The 13,097-nt window shown below is 40.0% G+C and carries 15 protein-coding genes; 14 read left to right on the top strand and 1 reads right to left on the bottom strand.

The window, feature by feature from the left end; translation table 11 throughout:
• Positions 1 to 15 precede the first annotated feature (15 nt).
• The 9 genes from murB to H8S51_RS16465 all read left to right on the top strand — a co-directional run bounded on the left by murB (position 16) and on the right by H8S51_RS16465 (position 9,553).
• Positions 16 to 924 (top strand): UDP-N-acetylmuramate dehydrogenase, encoded by a 909-nt coding sequence (gene murB / locus H8S51_RS16505; RefSeq protein ID WP_186900199.1) that lies wholly within the window; start codon positions 16 to 18, stop codon positions 922 to 924.
• Positions 925 to 1,055: 131 nt separating this feature from the next.
• On the top strand, positions 1,056 to 1,931 hold the full coding sequence (gene rapZ / locus H8S51_RS16500; RefSeq protein WP_186900198.1) for an RNase adapter RapZ: 876 nt from the start codon (positions 1,056 to 1,058) through the stop codon (positions 1,929 to 1,931).
• Positions 1,932 to 1,934: 3 nt separating this feature from the next.
• Positions 1,935 to 2,840, top strand: coding sequence for a DNA-binding protein WhiA (gene whiA / locus H8S51_RS16495; protein WP_117921116.1), 906 nt, complete (start codon positions 1,935 to 1,937; stop codon positions 2,838 to 2,840).
• 67 nt (positions 2,841 to 2,907) lie between these two features.
• The gene (locus H8S51_RS16490) at positions 2,908 to 3,159 is read left to right on the top strand and encodes an HPr family phosphocarrier protein (protein ID WP_182384829.1); all 252 of its coding nucleotides are present in this window, start codon (positions 2,908 to 2,910) and stop codon (positions 3,157 to 3,159) included.
• 21 nt (positions 3,160 to 3,180) lie between these two features.
• Entirely contained in the window at positions 3,181 to 4,083 is a 903-nt protein-coding gene (locus tag H8S51_RS16485; RefSeq protein WP_186900197.1) for a diacylglycerol/lipid kinase family protein, read from the top strand.
• A 92-nt stretch (positions 4,084 to 4,175) separates the two neighbouring features.
• Positions 4,176 to 5,042, top strand: a complete 867-nt coding sequence (gene fba, locus H8S51_RS16480) for a class II fructose-1,6-bisphosphate aldolase (protein WP_186900196.1) — start codon at positions 4,176 to 4,178, stop codon at positions 5,040 to 5,042.
• 387 nt (positions 5,043 to 5,429) lie between these two features.
• Positions 5,430 to 7,550 carry a glutamine synthetase III family protein gene (locus H8S51_RS16475; RefSeq protein ID WP_186900195.1) on the top strand — a complete coding sequence of 707 codons (2,121 nt, stop codon included), beginning with the start codon at positions 5,430 to 5,432 and terminating at the stop codon, positions 7,548 to 7,550.
• Between the two features lie 285 nt (positions 7,551 to 7,835).
• Positions 7,836 to 8,174 (top strand): P-II family nitrogen regulator, encoded by a 339-nt coding sequence (locus H8S51_RS16470; RefSeq protein WP_117921112.1) that lies wholly within the window; start codon positions 7,836 to 7,838, stop codon positions 8,172 to 8,174.
• Between the two features lie 182 nt (positions 8,175 to 8,356).
• Entirely contained in the window at positions 8,357 to 9,553 is a 1,197-nt protein-coding gene (locus H8S51_RS16465) for an ammonium transporter (protein ID WP_118209816.1), read from the top strand.
• Positions 9,554 to 9,775: 222 nt separating this feature from the next.
• Here H8S51_RS16465 and H8S51_RS16460 read toward each other — a convergent pair whose 3' ends face one another.
• Entirely contained in the window at positions 9,776 to 9,961 is a 186-nt protein-coding gene (locus tag H8S51_RS16460) for a helix-turn-helix domain-containing protein (protein WP_006855222.1), read from the bottom strand.
• A gap of 398 nt (positions 9,962 to 10,359) precedes the next feature.
• Here H8S51_RS16460 and H8S51_RS16455 point away from each other — a divergent pair, with 398 nt between their 5' ends.
• The 5 genes from H8S51_RS16455 (at position 10,360) to H8S51_RS16435 (ending at position 12,912) form a co-directional block, all read left to right on the top strand.
• Positions 10,360 to 11,253 (top strand): DUF5688 family protein, encoded by an 894-nt coding sequence (locus H8S51_RS16455; protein WP_015521411.1) that lies wholly within the window; start codon positions 10,360 to 10,362, stop codon positions 11,251 to 11,253.
• A gap of 93 nt (positions 11,254 to 11,346) precedes the next feature.
• Positions 11,347 to 11,589 carry a Mor transcription activator family protein gene (locus H8S51_RS16450; protein WP_015521410.1) on the top strand — a complete coding sequence of 81 codons (243 nt, stop codon included), beginning with the start codon at positions 11,347 to 11,349 and terminating at the stop codon, positions 11,587 to 11,589.
• A 395-nt stretch (positions 11,590 to 11,984) separates the two neighbouring features.
• The gene (locus H8S51_RS16445) at positions 11,985 to 12,173 is read left to right on the top strand and encodes a hypothetical protein (protein ID WP_186900194.1); all 189 of its coding nucleotides are present in this window, start codon (positions 11,985 to 11,987) and stop codon (positions 12,171 to 12,173) included.
• Positions 12,174 to 12,184: 11 nt separating this feature from the next.
• Positions 12,185 to 12,484, top strand: a complete 300-nt coding sequence (locus H8S51_RS16440) for a hypothetical protein (RefSeq protein ID WP_186900193.1) — start codon at positions 12,185 to 12,187, stop codon at positions 12,482 to 12,484.
• An 11-nt stretch (positions 12,485 to 12,495) separates the two neighbouring features.
• Positions 12,496 to 12,912 carry a hypothetical protein gene (locus H8S51_RS16435; RefSeq protein ID WP_186900192.1) on the top strand — a complete coding sequence of 139 codons (417 nt, stop codon included), beginning with the start codon at positions 12,496 to 12,498 and terminating at the stop codon, positions 12,910 to 12,912.
• Positions 12,913 to 13,097 lie beyond the last annotated feature (185 nt).

The raw sequence follows: 13,097 nt of genomic DNA, 5'->3' as shown, positions 1-13,097 counted from the left end.
AGAATTGAGGAAAGCATGAATCAGCAGTTTTTGACAGAACTTAAAGCAGTCACAGCAGAAAACAGAATATTTACGGATGAACCGATGAAAAAACATACGACATTCCGTGTGGGTGGTCCGGCAGATGTTTTAATACAGCCTAAGAGAGCAGAACTGGCATCCGTTATCCGTCTGTGCAGAGAGTATGATATCCCGTATCAGGTCATCGGAAATGGAAGCAATCTTTTAGTGGGCGACCGTGGAATCAGAGGTGCTGTGATCGAGATGCTGTCAAAAAAAGATGAGATTTGTGTGGAAGATGACTGCATCACTGTGGGAGCAGGAATGTTGTTGTCAAAGACAGCAAACTGTGCGGCAGAGCATGGTCTGACCGGCATGGAATTTGCAGCCGGGATTCCGGGCAGCATCGGTGGTGCTGTTGTCATGAATGCGGGCGCTTACGGCGGTGAGATGAAGGATATCTTAACCGCTGTGACCGTCTTAGATAAAGATGGCAATGAGAAAAAACTTACGGTAGAAGAACTTGAACTTGGCTACCGGACAAGCTGTATTTTAAAAAAAGGTTATATTGTAACAGAAGCAAAGATGAAACTTTTGCATGGAGAGGAAAAAAAGATCCGTGCCCGCATGGATGAGTTAAAGAAACAGAGGGTGGAAAAACAGCCGCTTGAGTTTCCAAGTGCAGGAAGTACTTTTAAAAGACCGGAAGGATATTTTGCGGGAAAACTCATCATGGATGCAGGATTAAGAGGTTATCAGGTGGGAGATGCGCAGGTGTCAGAAAAACACTGTGGATTTGTCATCAACCGGGGAAATGCTACGGCAGCGGATGTAAGGACCCTGATGCAGAATGTTTCAGATATTGTAGAAGAAAAGTTTGACGTCAGGTTAGAACCGGAAGTCAAGATAACCGGTGAATTTTAAACAGGCTTTAGATGCGCGGAAAACGCTCTGGAATGGAGAATAGTGTGAAAAATAAGATTTTTCACACGCAAGATTTGTGCTTACGCACAAACTTGAGATGCGCAAAAAGCAGCGCAAGAATGGAGAATAAGATGAAGTTCGTAATTTTAACAGGAATGTCGGGAGCAGGAAAAAGTACAGCGATAAAGATGATGGAAGATATAGGGTTTTATTGCGTTGATAATCTTCCTATTCCGCTACTGGAAAAGTTTGTAGAACTTACAACATTACAGAGCGCGGAACTGCAGAAAGTTGCAGTCGGCATTGATATCAGAAGCGGTCAGTCATTTGATGAGCTGCATAGTGTGTTAGACCGGATGAAAGATAATGGCGTTGAATATGAGATCCTGTTTTTGGATGCCGAAGATTCTGTTCTGGTAAAACGATATAAGGAAACGAGAAGAAACCATCCGTTATCCGGCGGCGAGCGTGTGGATAAGGGAATTGAAGAGGAAAGAAAGCGTCTGGCGTTTTTAAAAGAGCGTGCAGATTATATTATAGATACAAGCCAGCTTTTGACGAGAGAGTTAAAAGCCGAGTTGGACAAAATATTTATACAGAATCAGGATTATAAGAATTTATTTATCACGATTCTGTCGTTTGGATTCAAATATGGAATACCGGTCGATTCCGATCTGGTATTTGATGTCCGTTTTCTCCCAAACCCATATTATGTGGAGGGATTGCGGGCAAAGACCGGAAATGATAAAGAAATTCAGGATTATGTCATGCAGTTTCAGGAAGCAAATGTCTTTCTTGACAAACTTGAAGATATGCTGGAATTTCTGATCCCGAATTACATTACGGAGGGCAAGAACCAGCTTGTGATCTCCATCGGATGTACCGGGGGAAAACACCGGTCTGTTGCACTGGCGAATGAATTATACAAACGTTTGTCGGGAAGAAAAGGTTATGGACTTAAAATCGAGCATCGGGATATTGGCAAAGATGCTTTAAGGGGAAAATAAAGAATGTCTTTTTCAAGTGAAGTGAAACAGGAGCTGGCAAAGCAGAGTGGAAAGAGCAGACATTGCCAGATCGCAGAACTTGCAGCGCTGGTTGCTTTTGAAGGAAAACGTCAGCGGCTGATCGGGGATGCAGGTGATGTGTTAGATTCGGAAAATCCGCTTTTGCAGGAAAAATATGGACTGTTACTGACTCAGTTGTTCCAGATTAATATAGAGGAAATAGATACACTGTCAGCCGAACGTGTCCTTGAGACGATCAAAATGTGGAACCAGTCTTTTGGAGGGGCACAGATCACTGATACGGTAAATGGAATTTTGCTGCAGCAGACCTGCTGCAGGCGGGCATTTATCCGGGGAGCATTTTTAGCGGGTGGATCGATCAGTGATCCGAATAAATCTTACCATTTTGAAATTGTCTGCAGAGGTATCGAACAGGCAAAACAGCTTCAGGATACGATCAACAGTTTTGATATGGAAGCAAAGATCGTGGTGCGAAAAAAACATCAGGTCGTATATTTAAAAGAGGGTGCGCAGATCGTGGATATGTTAAATATTATGGAAGCGCATGTGGCATTGATGAATCTTGAGAATGTGCGGATATTAAAAGAAATGAGAAACTCCGTTAACCGCAAGGTAAATTGTGAGACGGCAAATATCAGCAAAACTGTTACAGCAGCAGTAAAACAGCTTGGCGATATTGAATATATTAAGCAGAATGCAGGTTTAGACAGTCTGCCGGAAAACTTAAAAGAAATGGCATTGCTGCGGTTAGAGTACCCGGATACACCACTTAAGGAACTGGGAACTTACCTTGATCCGCCTGTCGGAAAATCAGGAGTGAACCACAGACTGCGCAGAATCAGTGAGATCGCAGATGAACTGCGTGGGAAAGAACCGTGTGAAAAATAATATTTTCACATACGAACTTGACATGCTCTTAGAATTGAGAACAGAGCAAACAGGAATGGAGGATATCATGAAAAAGAGTGTAGTGGTAAATATGCAAAACGACATGGAAGCAAGACCGATCGCACTTTTAGTGCAGAAGGCAAATCAGTTTTCAAGCCGGATCTATATGGAATCTGCTGACAACAAGAGAGTGAATGTCAAAAGCATTATGGGAATGATGAACATGGCTCTTTTAAATGGTGAAGAAGTTGTGATCGATGCTGAGGGCGAGGATGAACAGGAAGCAATCGCAGCAATCGAGGAATTTCTGACAAAATAACAGGACAGGTGTAGGAAACTTATGGAAGAAAAGAAAACACTATTATTTATTTTCAATCCATTTTCTGGAAAAGCGCAGATTAAAAACCAGCTTATGGATATCGTGGATACCATGGTGAAGGCAGGGTATGAGGTAACAATTTATCCGACACAGGCACCGGAAGATGCGATACATAAAGTGGAAACAGATGCAGAAAAATATGATCTTGTTGTATGCAGCGGAGGAGACGGTACGCTTGATGAAGTGGTAAGTGGTATCATGCATAAAGGACTTGCTGTACCGTTAGGATATATTCCGGCGGGAAGCACCAATGATTTTGCAACTTCACTTGGAATTCCAAAGGATATGGTAAAGGCAGCAGATGCAGCAGTGAATGGAAGAGCATTTCCGTGTGATATCGGTGCATTTAACAATGATTATTTTGTCTATGTGGCAGCTTTCGGACTTTTTACGGAGGTCTCTTATAAGACAAGCCAGGAATGGAAAAATGTACTTGGACATGCAGCATATATTCTGGAAGGAATGCGCAGTCTGCATGATATCCCATCGTTTACCATGCAGGTTGAGTATAATAATGTGCGTATCCAGGATGAATTTATCTATGGAATGATCAGCAATTCCACATCGGTGGGTGGATTTAAGGGAATGACCGGAAAAGATGTGCGCTTAGACGATGGCGTGTTTGAGGTTACCCTGATCAAAAAACCACGCAATCCGATTGAACTCAACGAAATTATCGCATCTCTGATCAATCTTGTGGATGACACAGATATGATTTATTCATTTAAATCTAATGAAGTAAAGTTCCTTGTAAGAGAGGAAGTTCCGTGGACGTTAGACGGCGAATTTGGCGGGGCACACGAAGAAGTTGTCGTAAAAAATATCTGCCGTGCTGTTGATATTATGGTTCCGGGAAACAAATGATTAAGATTGTTATAAATTTAACTTTATTTTTTGAAAGAAGTAATATATAATACCCATAGGGTAAAAATATTAATTTTATGGAGGAATAAGACATGTTAGTATCTGCAAAAGAAATGTTAGACAAAGCAAAAGCTGGTCACTATGCAGTTGGTCAGTTCAACATTAATAACCTGGAGTGGACAAAATCTGTTCTGCTTACAGCAGAGGAGTTAAGATCCCCGGTTATCTTAGGCGTTTCTGAAGGCGCTGGAAAATATATGACAGGTTTCGGTACTGTAGCAGCTATGGTAAAAGCTATGCATGATGAGTTAGGAATCACAGTTCCTGTTGCATTACACTTAGATCATGGTACTTACGAAGGATGCTATAAATGTATCAAAGCAGGATTTACATCCATCATGTTCGACGGTTCCCATTATCCAATCGATGAGAACGTTGAGAAAACAAAAGAGCTCGTATCCGTTGCTCATGCAATGGGAATGTCCATCGAGGCAGAAGTTGGTTCTATCGGTGGTGAGGAAGACGGCGTTGTAGGTATGGGCGAGTGCGCTGATCCGGAAGAGTGCAAGAGAGTTGCAGATCTTGGTGTGGACATGCTTGCAGCCGGTATCGGTAATATTCATGGTAAATATCCGGCAAACTGGAAAGGATTAAGCTTTGAGACTCTTGATGCTATCCAGAAATTAACAGGTCAGATGCCGTTAGTACTTCACGGAGGTACAGGTATTCCGGAAGACATGATCAAGAAAGCAATCTCCCTTGGAGTAGCTAAGATCAACGTTAACACAGAGTGCCAGTTATCTTTCGCAGATGCTACACGTAAATATATCGAAGCTGGTAAAGATTTAGAGGGTAAAGGATTTGATCCTCGTAAATTATTAGCTCCAGGTGCAGAAGCAATCAAAGCTACTGTAAAAGAGAAAATGGAACTGTTCGGTTCTGTTGGCAAAGCTGAATAATATTGGCAGACAGACGGAAGTCCACTTTCAATGAAGTTATATTTGACAAAGATTTCTGAATTTACATGAATTTATTGTTCAATATAGCAAAAAGATAAAAAAGTAAAATTTTTCTCTTGCATTTTGGAGAGAAAAGTATTATCTTAAATTCAACAAAACAAATGTGAGAGATGAACAAGGGCGTTCCAAATAGCTTGGAATGCCCTTTTTTTATAAGAAATTGTCGCACAATTTTTTATAAAAGCCATATAGGAGAAATTTCTTACTGACATTCATCCACTTTCAAGGTACAATAAGAAATGAGGGTTTAAGATCTCTTACATTTGTTCAAAAAAGCAGGGAATAGTCTTAGGGGATTAGACCGGTGAAGAAGAAAGGATGTAGAACATGAGCGAAACAGGATACTTAAATGTAGCAGAGATTTTTGGCGAGAACGTATTCAATGATGCAGTTATGCAGGAACGCCTGCCAAAGAAAGTTTACAAGAAGTTAAAGGAAGTAATTCAGGAAGGTCGCGAGTTAGACCTTGAAACAGCAGATGTTGTTGCACATGAGATGAAAGAATGGGCAATCGAAAAAGGTGCAACACATTATACTCACTGGTTCCAGCCACTGACCGGAGTAACAGCAGAGAAACATGATTCATTCATCACAGCACCGATGGAGAACGGCAAGGTATTAATGAGCTTTTCCGGTAAAGAGCTGATCAAAGGTGAGCCGGATGCATCTTCTTTTCCATCCGGTGGTTTGAGAGCTACATTCGAGGCAAGAGGATATACAGCATGGGATTGTACCTCACCGGCATTCGTAAGACAGGATGCAGCAGGCGCAACACTTTGTATCCCAACAGCTTTCTGTTCTTACACAGGAGAAGCACTCGATCAGAAAACACCGCTTCTTCGTTCTATGGAAGCTATCAATGAGCAGGCATTACGTCTTGTAAGATTATTCGGTAATACGACATCAAAGAGAGTTACTCCTTCTGTTGGACCGGAGCAGGAGTACTTCATCGTAGACAGACAGAAATATTTACAGAGAAAAGACCTTATCTTTACCGGTCGTACTTTATTCGGTGCAATGCCTCCAAAAGGTCAGGAGATGGACGATCATTACTTCGGTGCGATTCGTGAGAGAATCGCAGCATTCATGAAGGATGTAAACGAAGAACTCTGGAAATTAGGCGTCAGCGCAAAGACACAGCACAACGAAGTTGCACCTGCACAGCATGAGTTAGCTCCGATCTACGCACAGGCTAACATTGCAGTAGACCACAACCAGTTGGTAATGGAGACATTAAAGAAAGTAGCCGGACGTCATGGCTTACAGTGCCTGCTTCATGAAAAACCATTTGCAGGTGTCAATGGTTCTGGTAAACATAACAACTGGTCAATTACAACGGATGATGGAATCAACCTGTTAGAGCCAGGTAAGACACCACACGAGAATGTACAGTTCTTATTAGTACTTACCTGTATCTTAAAAGCAGTTGACAAACATGCAGATCTTTTAAGAGAGTCCGCAGCAGATGTCGGAAACGACCACAGATTAGGAGCAAACGAGGCACCGCCAGCAATCGTTTCCGTATACTTAGGAGAGCAGCTTCAGGATGTATTATCACAGCTGATCAGCACAGGCGAAGCTACACACAGTCTTGCTGGACAGAAATTAGAGACAGGTGTTAAGACACTTCCTGATTTTATGAAAGATGCGACAGACCGTAACAGAACATCACCGTTTGCATTTACCGGTAATAAATTTGAATTCCGTATGGTAGGTTCCCAGGATTCTATCGCTCAGCCGAACGTTGTATTAAATACAATCGTTGCAGAGGCATTTTCAGAGGCATGTGATGTTCTTGAAAAAGCAGATGATTTTGATATGGCAGTACATGATCTGATCAAAGAATATGCAACAGAGCATCAGAGAATCGTATTCAACGGAAACGGTTATTCCGATGAGTGGGTAGCAGAAGCTGAGAGACGCGGACTTCCAAATATCCGTTCCATGGTAGATGCGATCCCTGCATTAAATACAGAGAAATCTGTGAAATTATTTGAAAAATTCAAAGTATTTACAAAGGCAGAGTTAGACTCCCGTGTTGAAATCGAGTATGAGACATACTCAAAAGAGATTAACATCGAGGCAAGAGCTGCAATTGATATCGCAACCAAGCAGATCATTCCGGCTGTTATCAAATACACAACCGTACTTGCTGAGTCTATTACTTCCGTAAAAGCAGCATGTGGTGCAGATATCAGCGCACAGACAGAGATCCTGACACAGGTTTCCTCTTTACTGGCTGATTCCAAGAAGGCACTGGCAAAATTACAGGTAGTAACGGAAAAAGCTGCAGAGATGGAAGAAGGCAGAGATCAGGCTGTATACTATAGAGATGAAGTTAAGACAGCAATGGATGAGTTAAGAGCACCGATTGATAAACTTGAGATGTTAGTAGACAAATCCATGTGGCCAATGCCATCTTATGGTGATCTGTTATTCGAGGTATAAGGTTACCTGTAAATAACGATAGATATGTGAAAATTGGATTTTGTGTGGAAGTGGCAGTAGAAAAATCGCTGCCACTACCGCAGAAATCTGCAAAACAAGGAGAAAAAACCTCTGCTCACCAGAGGGCAAATTTTACATGGTAAAATTGCATTTTTCTTCGAAAAACAAGGAGGAAAATCCTCTGCTCGCCAATGGGCTCGCATTTTCCTTCGGAAAACAAGGAGGAAAATCCTCTGCTCCTGCAAAGGCAGTCGCATTTTGCTCCGCAAAACAAGGAGGATTGGGATGAAGAAGTTAGAGATTATTATCAAACCTGAGAAATTAGAGGATCTTAAGGCTTTGCTTGACAGTGAAGAAGTAAATGGTCTTAATATTGTAAACAGCATGGGTTACGGTAATCAGAAAGGTATTATCAAAAATTACCGTGGTGCAGAGTATGCAGTCAATCTGTTACCGAAAATAAAAGTGGAGACAGTCGTGGCAGATGAGGTTGCTCCAAAGCTGATCGACAAGATCGTTGAACAGATCAATACTGGTCATATCGGTGATGGTAAAATTTTTATGTATGAGGTAGAAGATGCGATCCGTATCAGAACAGGTGAGCGTGGTGTAGACGCACTGTAAGAGGCTTTGTGGATGAAATGAGGAGTCATCTGCAAAATCAGGGAACGGATCAGGAATAAAATATTATGAAAAAAATTGAATCAGGAAGAAATTATTATCAAAGGAGATAATTGTGACACAAGTGTGGATTGGTGTCGTGATTATCTTTTTTTATTTCTTCGGAAAACAAGGAGGATTTGATTATGGATATGAGTGTATGGTACCTTATGGGTGCAGCGTTAGTTTTTTTTATGCAATGCGGATTTGCTATGGTTGAGGCTGGTTTTACCAGATCAAAGAATGTTGGTAATATTACGATGAAGAACCTGATGGATTTTTGTATCGGCACAGTTGCTTTTTATCTGTTGGGTTATAACCTCTTATGTGGTGATGGTAAGTTTTTTGGCTGGGGATTAAATCCATTTGCTCATTTTGGAGAGACTGACTGGTCGGGATTTGTATTTAACCTGGTATTCTGCGCAACAGCAGCAACGATCGTTTCCGGCGCAATGGCAGAGCGTACCAAATTTATTACATATTGTATTTACAGTTTTATCATCAGCTTATGTGTTTACCCGATCGAAGCTCACTGGGTATGGGGCGGAACACCATGGCTTACTGATCTTGGATTTACAGATTTTGCAGGTTCTGCATGTATCCATATGGTAGGTGGTATCACAGCTTTCATCGGTGCAGCAATGTTAGGACCTCGTATCGGAAAATATGACAAAAACGGAAAACCAAGACCAATTCTTGGACATAATATTTTGATCGGTGCACTTGGCGTATTCATTCTCTGGTTTGGATGGTATGGATTTAACGGCGCAGCAGCAACAGACACCATGCAGTTATCACAGATTTTTGCAACAACGACAGTTGCTCCTGCAGTGGCAACCTGTACCGCAATGCTTTATACATGGATCAGAAATGGCAAACCGGATGTTTCCATGTCATTAAACGGATCTCTTGCAGGTCTTGTAGCAGTTACTGCCGGCTGTGCAAATGTAGATGTTATCGGTTCTTTCATCATCGGCGCAGTAGCAGGTGTGCTTGTCTGTGTAGCAGTATACTTTGTTGAGGATAAACTAAAAGTAGATGACCCGGTTGGTGCAGTTGCAGTTCATGGCTGCAATGGTATCTGGGGAACGATCGCAGTAGGACTTTTTGATTATAAAGATGGTCTGTTCTACGGTGGTGGTGTCCATCATCTTCTGATCCAGTTACTTGGTATCCTTTGCATTGCAGGATGGACGATCGTTACGATGGGAATCGTATTTACAGTCTTAAAGAAAACAATCGGTCTTCGTGTTTCTGCACAGGAAGAAATCGAAGGACTTGATTCTACAGAACATGGATTAGAGTCAGGTTATCCGGATTTTGTATCGAGAGAGTTACATTAATATGCACTAATCTAATTTGATTAGATTGGTGAAATCTAATCCCCTTAGTTAGTATATACATCAACAGTGAAAACCCCGAATGTGACTTCGGGGTTTTTGCTGTCTTATTAGGAAAATCAATGGTTGAGAGGATTTTATTGCGTATAAAAAATTAGAAAAATCCGCTTGTATGAAACTGAAAAAAAGAAGTGTCTGGGAATTTTCTGGGAGTTTTTTTAATTCTTATTTCCAGTAACGGGAATTTTGAACAAAATCAATTAAATCGGCTTTTTCAATTCGGAAACTCCCTGCGATGATATGTGCAGGAATTAAATCTTTGTGAATCAAATCTAACATTTTTGATTTGCTGATGTGTAACAGATCTTGGCACTGCTTACGTGTTAGTAAATCGGGTTCATTTTTAAACATTTTCTGTTGTCTCCTTTTTTCAAATAGTGGTCTATATTGGATGAAATTGTATTAAATAGGTGTTTTGCGGACAAAACGTAAAGTATGTAAGTGCGTTTATATATTATCCAGATGGAAGGAGGCAGAGAATGTGTGATAAAAAGAAAAAGGCTTTAAAAATTATAAATATCGTTATTATCACGTCATACAATTTATGGCTAATGTTTCGGCGCGAATTTGAAGATGAGTAAGAGCAGTAACAGGTAAACGGGCATAGTGTGAAAGCTATGCCTTATTTTTGTTGGAAAAAGGGAGATGATAAGTAATTACTTTGAAAATGATTTTGATGAAGCTGAAAAGATGGGCGTGGAATAAATGCTTTTTGATTATGTATATTAGATTTTTATGGAGGAAAAGACATGAGTTATCAGGAATTTCAGAAACGAATAAAAAAGATTTTGGAAGAAAAATTTGCAGGAAATGCAGCAGTCATAATAAGTCCGGTATTGAAAAATAATGGGATAGAGCGCATTGGTTTGTCGATACAGGGAAATGAAAGCAATGTATGTCCGGTCATATACTTGGAATATTATTACGAGTCATACCAGAGTGGACGGGAATTTGATGATATTGTAAAGGAAATAGAAGCAGTGTATCAGAAAAATTGTATTTCAGGTATGGTGGATATGTCATTTTTTAAAGATTGGAGTGTGGCACAAGGGAAAATCACGTTAAAACTCATAAATTACGAAGAAAATAAGAAACTGTTAGAGCGGTTGCCGCATAGGAAGTTTTTAGATATGGCGATTGTATATCAGTATGTAATGGAAACCGGACAAAAAGAAAGTGCGACAGTGTTGATTAATTATTTTCATATGAAAATCTGGGAAGTACAGGAGCGGGATTTATATGAGTGTGCCTGTCGGAATTATCGAAAATTAACACCAGTGATGGTAGAAAACATAAAATGTGTGATAGCAGAGCTTTTAGAAGAAAGTATGTTAGATATACCACTGGATGAAGGGGAAGATATGGCACCATTGTATGTTGTTACCAATCGGGCAAAACTTAATGGAGCGGCATCTATGGTTTTTATTTCAGAACTAAGAGATAGTTCGGATGTATTTGAGCAGGATTTATACATATTACCAAGTTCTATTCATGAAGTTCTGGTTCTTCCGGTGCAATATGCAGATATAAAGGAATTAAGATGGATGGTAAAAGAGGTAAATGGTACATTGCTTCCAGAAGAAAAGTTGTCAGATCAGGTATATCGGTATTGTTGTAAAAGCGGAAAAATTGAGATTGTGTGAAATAAATAATGAAAATTTCAAAGTGATATTTCAAGGAAAAACATGTAAATTTATAGTAACTTCTCAAGAAATATATCGAGAAATGGCGGTGATATGTTGCAGTCAGAAAATTTTGTACCCATTTATGAAGAAATTGCAAGTGTAATAGGGGAGGAGGAAACGGTAAAACTATATAAGAAATTTCGCGGGCAGCAGATAACATTTCCACAGCGGTTGTATAACACAGATTATGTTGCTGCTTATGTGAAAGAAAACTACAACGGAGAGAATATCCGTGAATTAGCGCGTGAGTTTGAGTATTCGGAACGGCGCGTGAGAGAGTTTTTGAAAATTTAGTAAAGTAATATGGCGGAGGTAAAAGAGATGAGTGCATCAGTTAAATATGTAGAATGGCGTTGTTCGCATTGTGGTAATACCGTGAGCAGAGCGAAGAACTTAGGAAAGCCAGCAGGTGGTTTTTGCAGTAAAAACAATCAAAAACCGCATACATACAAAAAGCAACGGGAGTATTAATAGATGAAAGCGAAAGCCAGAGCAAATAATATCACTTCAAAGAAGTGTGCATTCTGCAAGAACTGGTACGACCCGGCAAATTCTGCAATTAAACCATGTGGGACAATTACATGGGAATATGACATGGAAATGAAGTGCATGTGCAGGGTAAAGAAAGTTCTAAAAAAGGGATTTCAATCGTGTTCCCAATTTGAATCAAAAATTTAGAGGTAAAAAAGATGGGAAAACTGGATGATTTAAGACAGTTAACAGTAGGTTTGATGGACTTAAATTATGGAGTAAATCGGCTTGAAGAAGCAAAAAAATGTTTTAAGGCAGATTTATCGCTTGCTATTATGAGCAATCTGATATTAGCAGCAGTATGTGTCGGTATTATGTATTTGCGATTCAGAGTTTTGGGAAAGTAGGTTGAAGGCTCATGGGATTAAAAGAAATAATTACATCTGCAAATAATATACTTGATACAACGAACGAAGCAGTTAGCACAGCAAATAATACTCTTAAAGGTGTCAGTGATGTGAGAGACCATTATCGAAGTGGGAAAAAATATTATAATTCAAAAAAGGCACAGGTGGATTTTGCTAAGGCAGAAAAATTTAACCGACAATCAGATTTTGTTACAGGACTGATGGTTGTTCTTTGGCTGGTGTTTATAATCGGAACCATCGTGTTATGCGTTACTGGAAATGATATTGTCTTGGAGTTTCTGCATTTATAAGGAGTAATAGAATGAAAAGATTAAGCAGAAAAGCAAGAAAACGAAAGAAAGAGGAGGAACAGTGCCGGGAAAAAAAGTTATCGAAAGCAGGAATTCAATACTCTAAGCACAAGAAAAGAATATGCTATCATTTTGGATGGAGTGGAGATATGGCACTTGGAGTGCGGATATATGCCATGACTGAAAAGGATAACGATAACAGATATGTTTGCCGGGGATGTGGTAAGGTATTTACACAAGCAGAAATGAAACAAATGGAAAAATTGTGTTTCTATCTACAGGCAACGCCAGTAAAAAGTAAAAGTAAGGTGCAGGATTTATTGAAAGGCATAGAGCCGGTTGAGTATTATTATAAGGATAGAAACGAAATTGTTCGATGTAGCAGATTAGATGTGCTACCTAGAATAGCAGGCGTTTGGAATGAATAACAAGAGAAGTCCTGATTGTGAATATCATAAGGATAGAACTTAGCAATACGGGTTTATAAAAGTATACATTTGCAGACACCAAAAAAGAGTACAAAGAGCGTTCGAAATTCTATACAAATAGGATTTGTGGACGTTCTTTTTGTATGCAGAAATTTATGGACAGTGAATCACTATAATTGTAACAG

The organism is Roseburia rectibacter (assembly GCF_014287515.2).
GTDB lineage: Bacteria > Bacillota > Clostridia > Lachnospirales > Lachnospiraceae > Roseburia > Roseburia rectibacter.
Note: the sequence above shows the minus strand (reverse complement) of the source record. Positions and strands in the feature narration are given on the sequence as shown.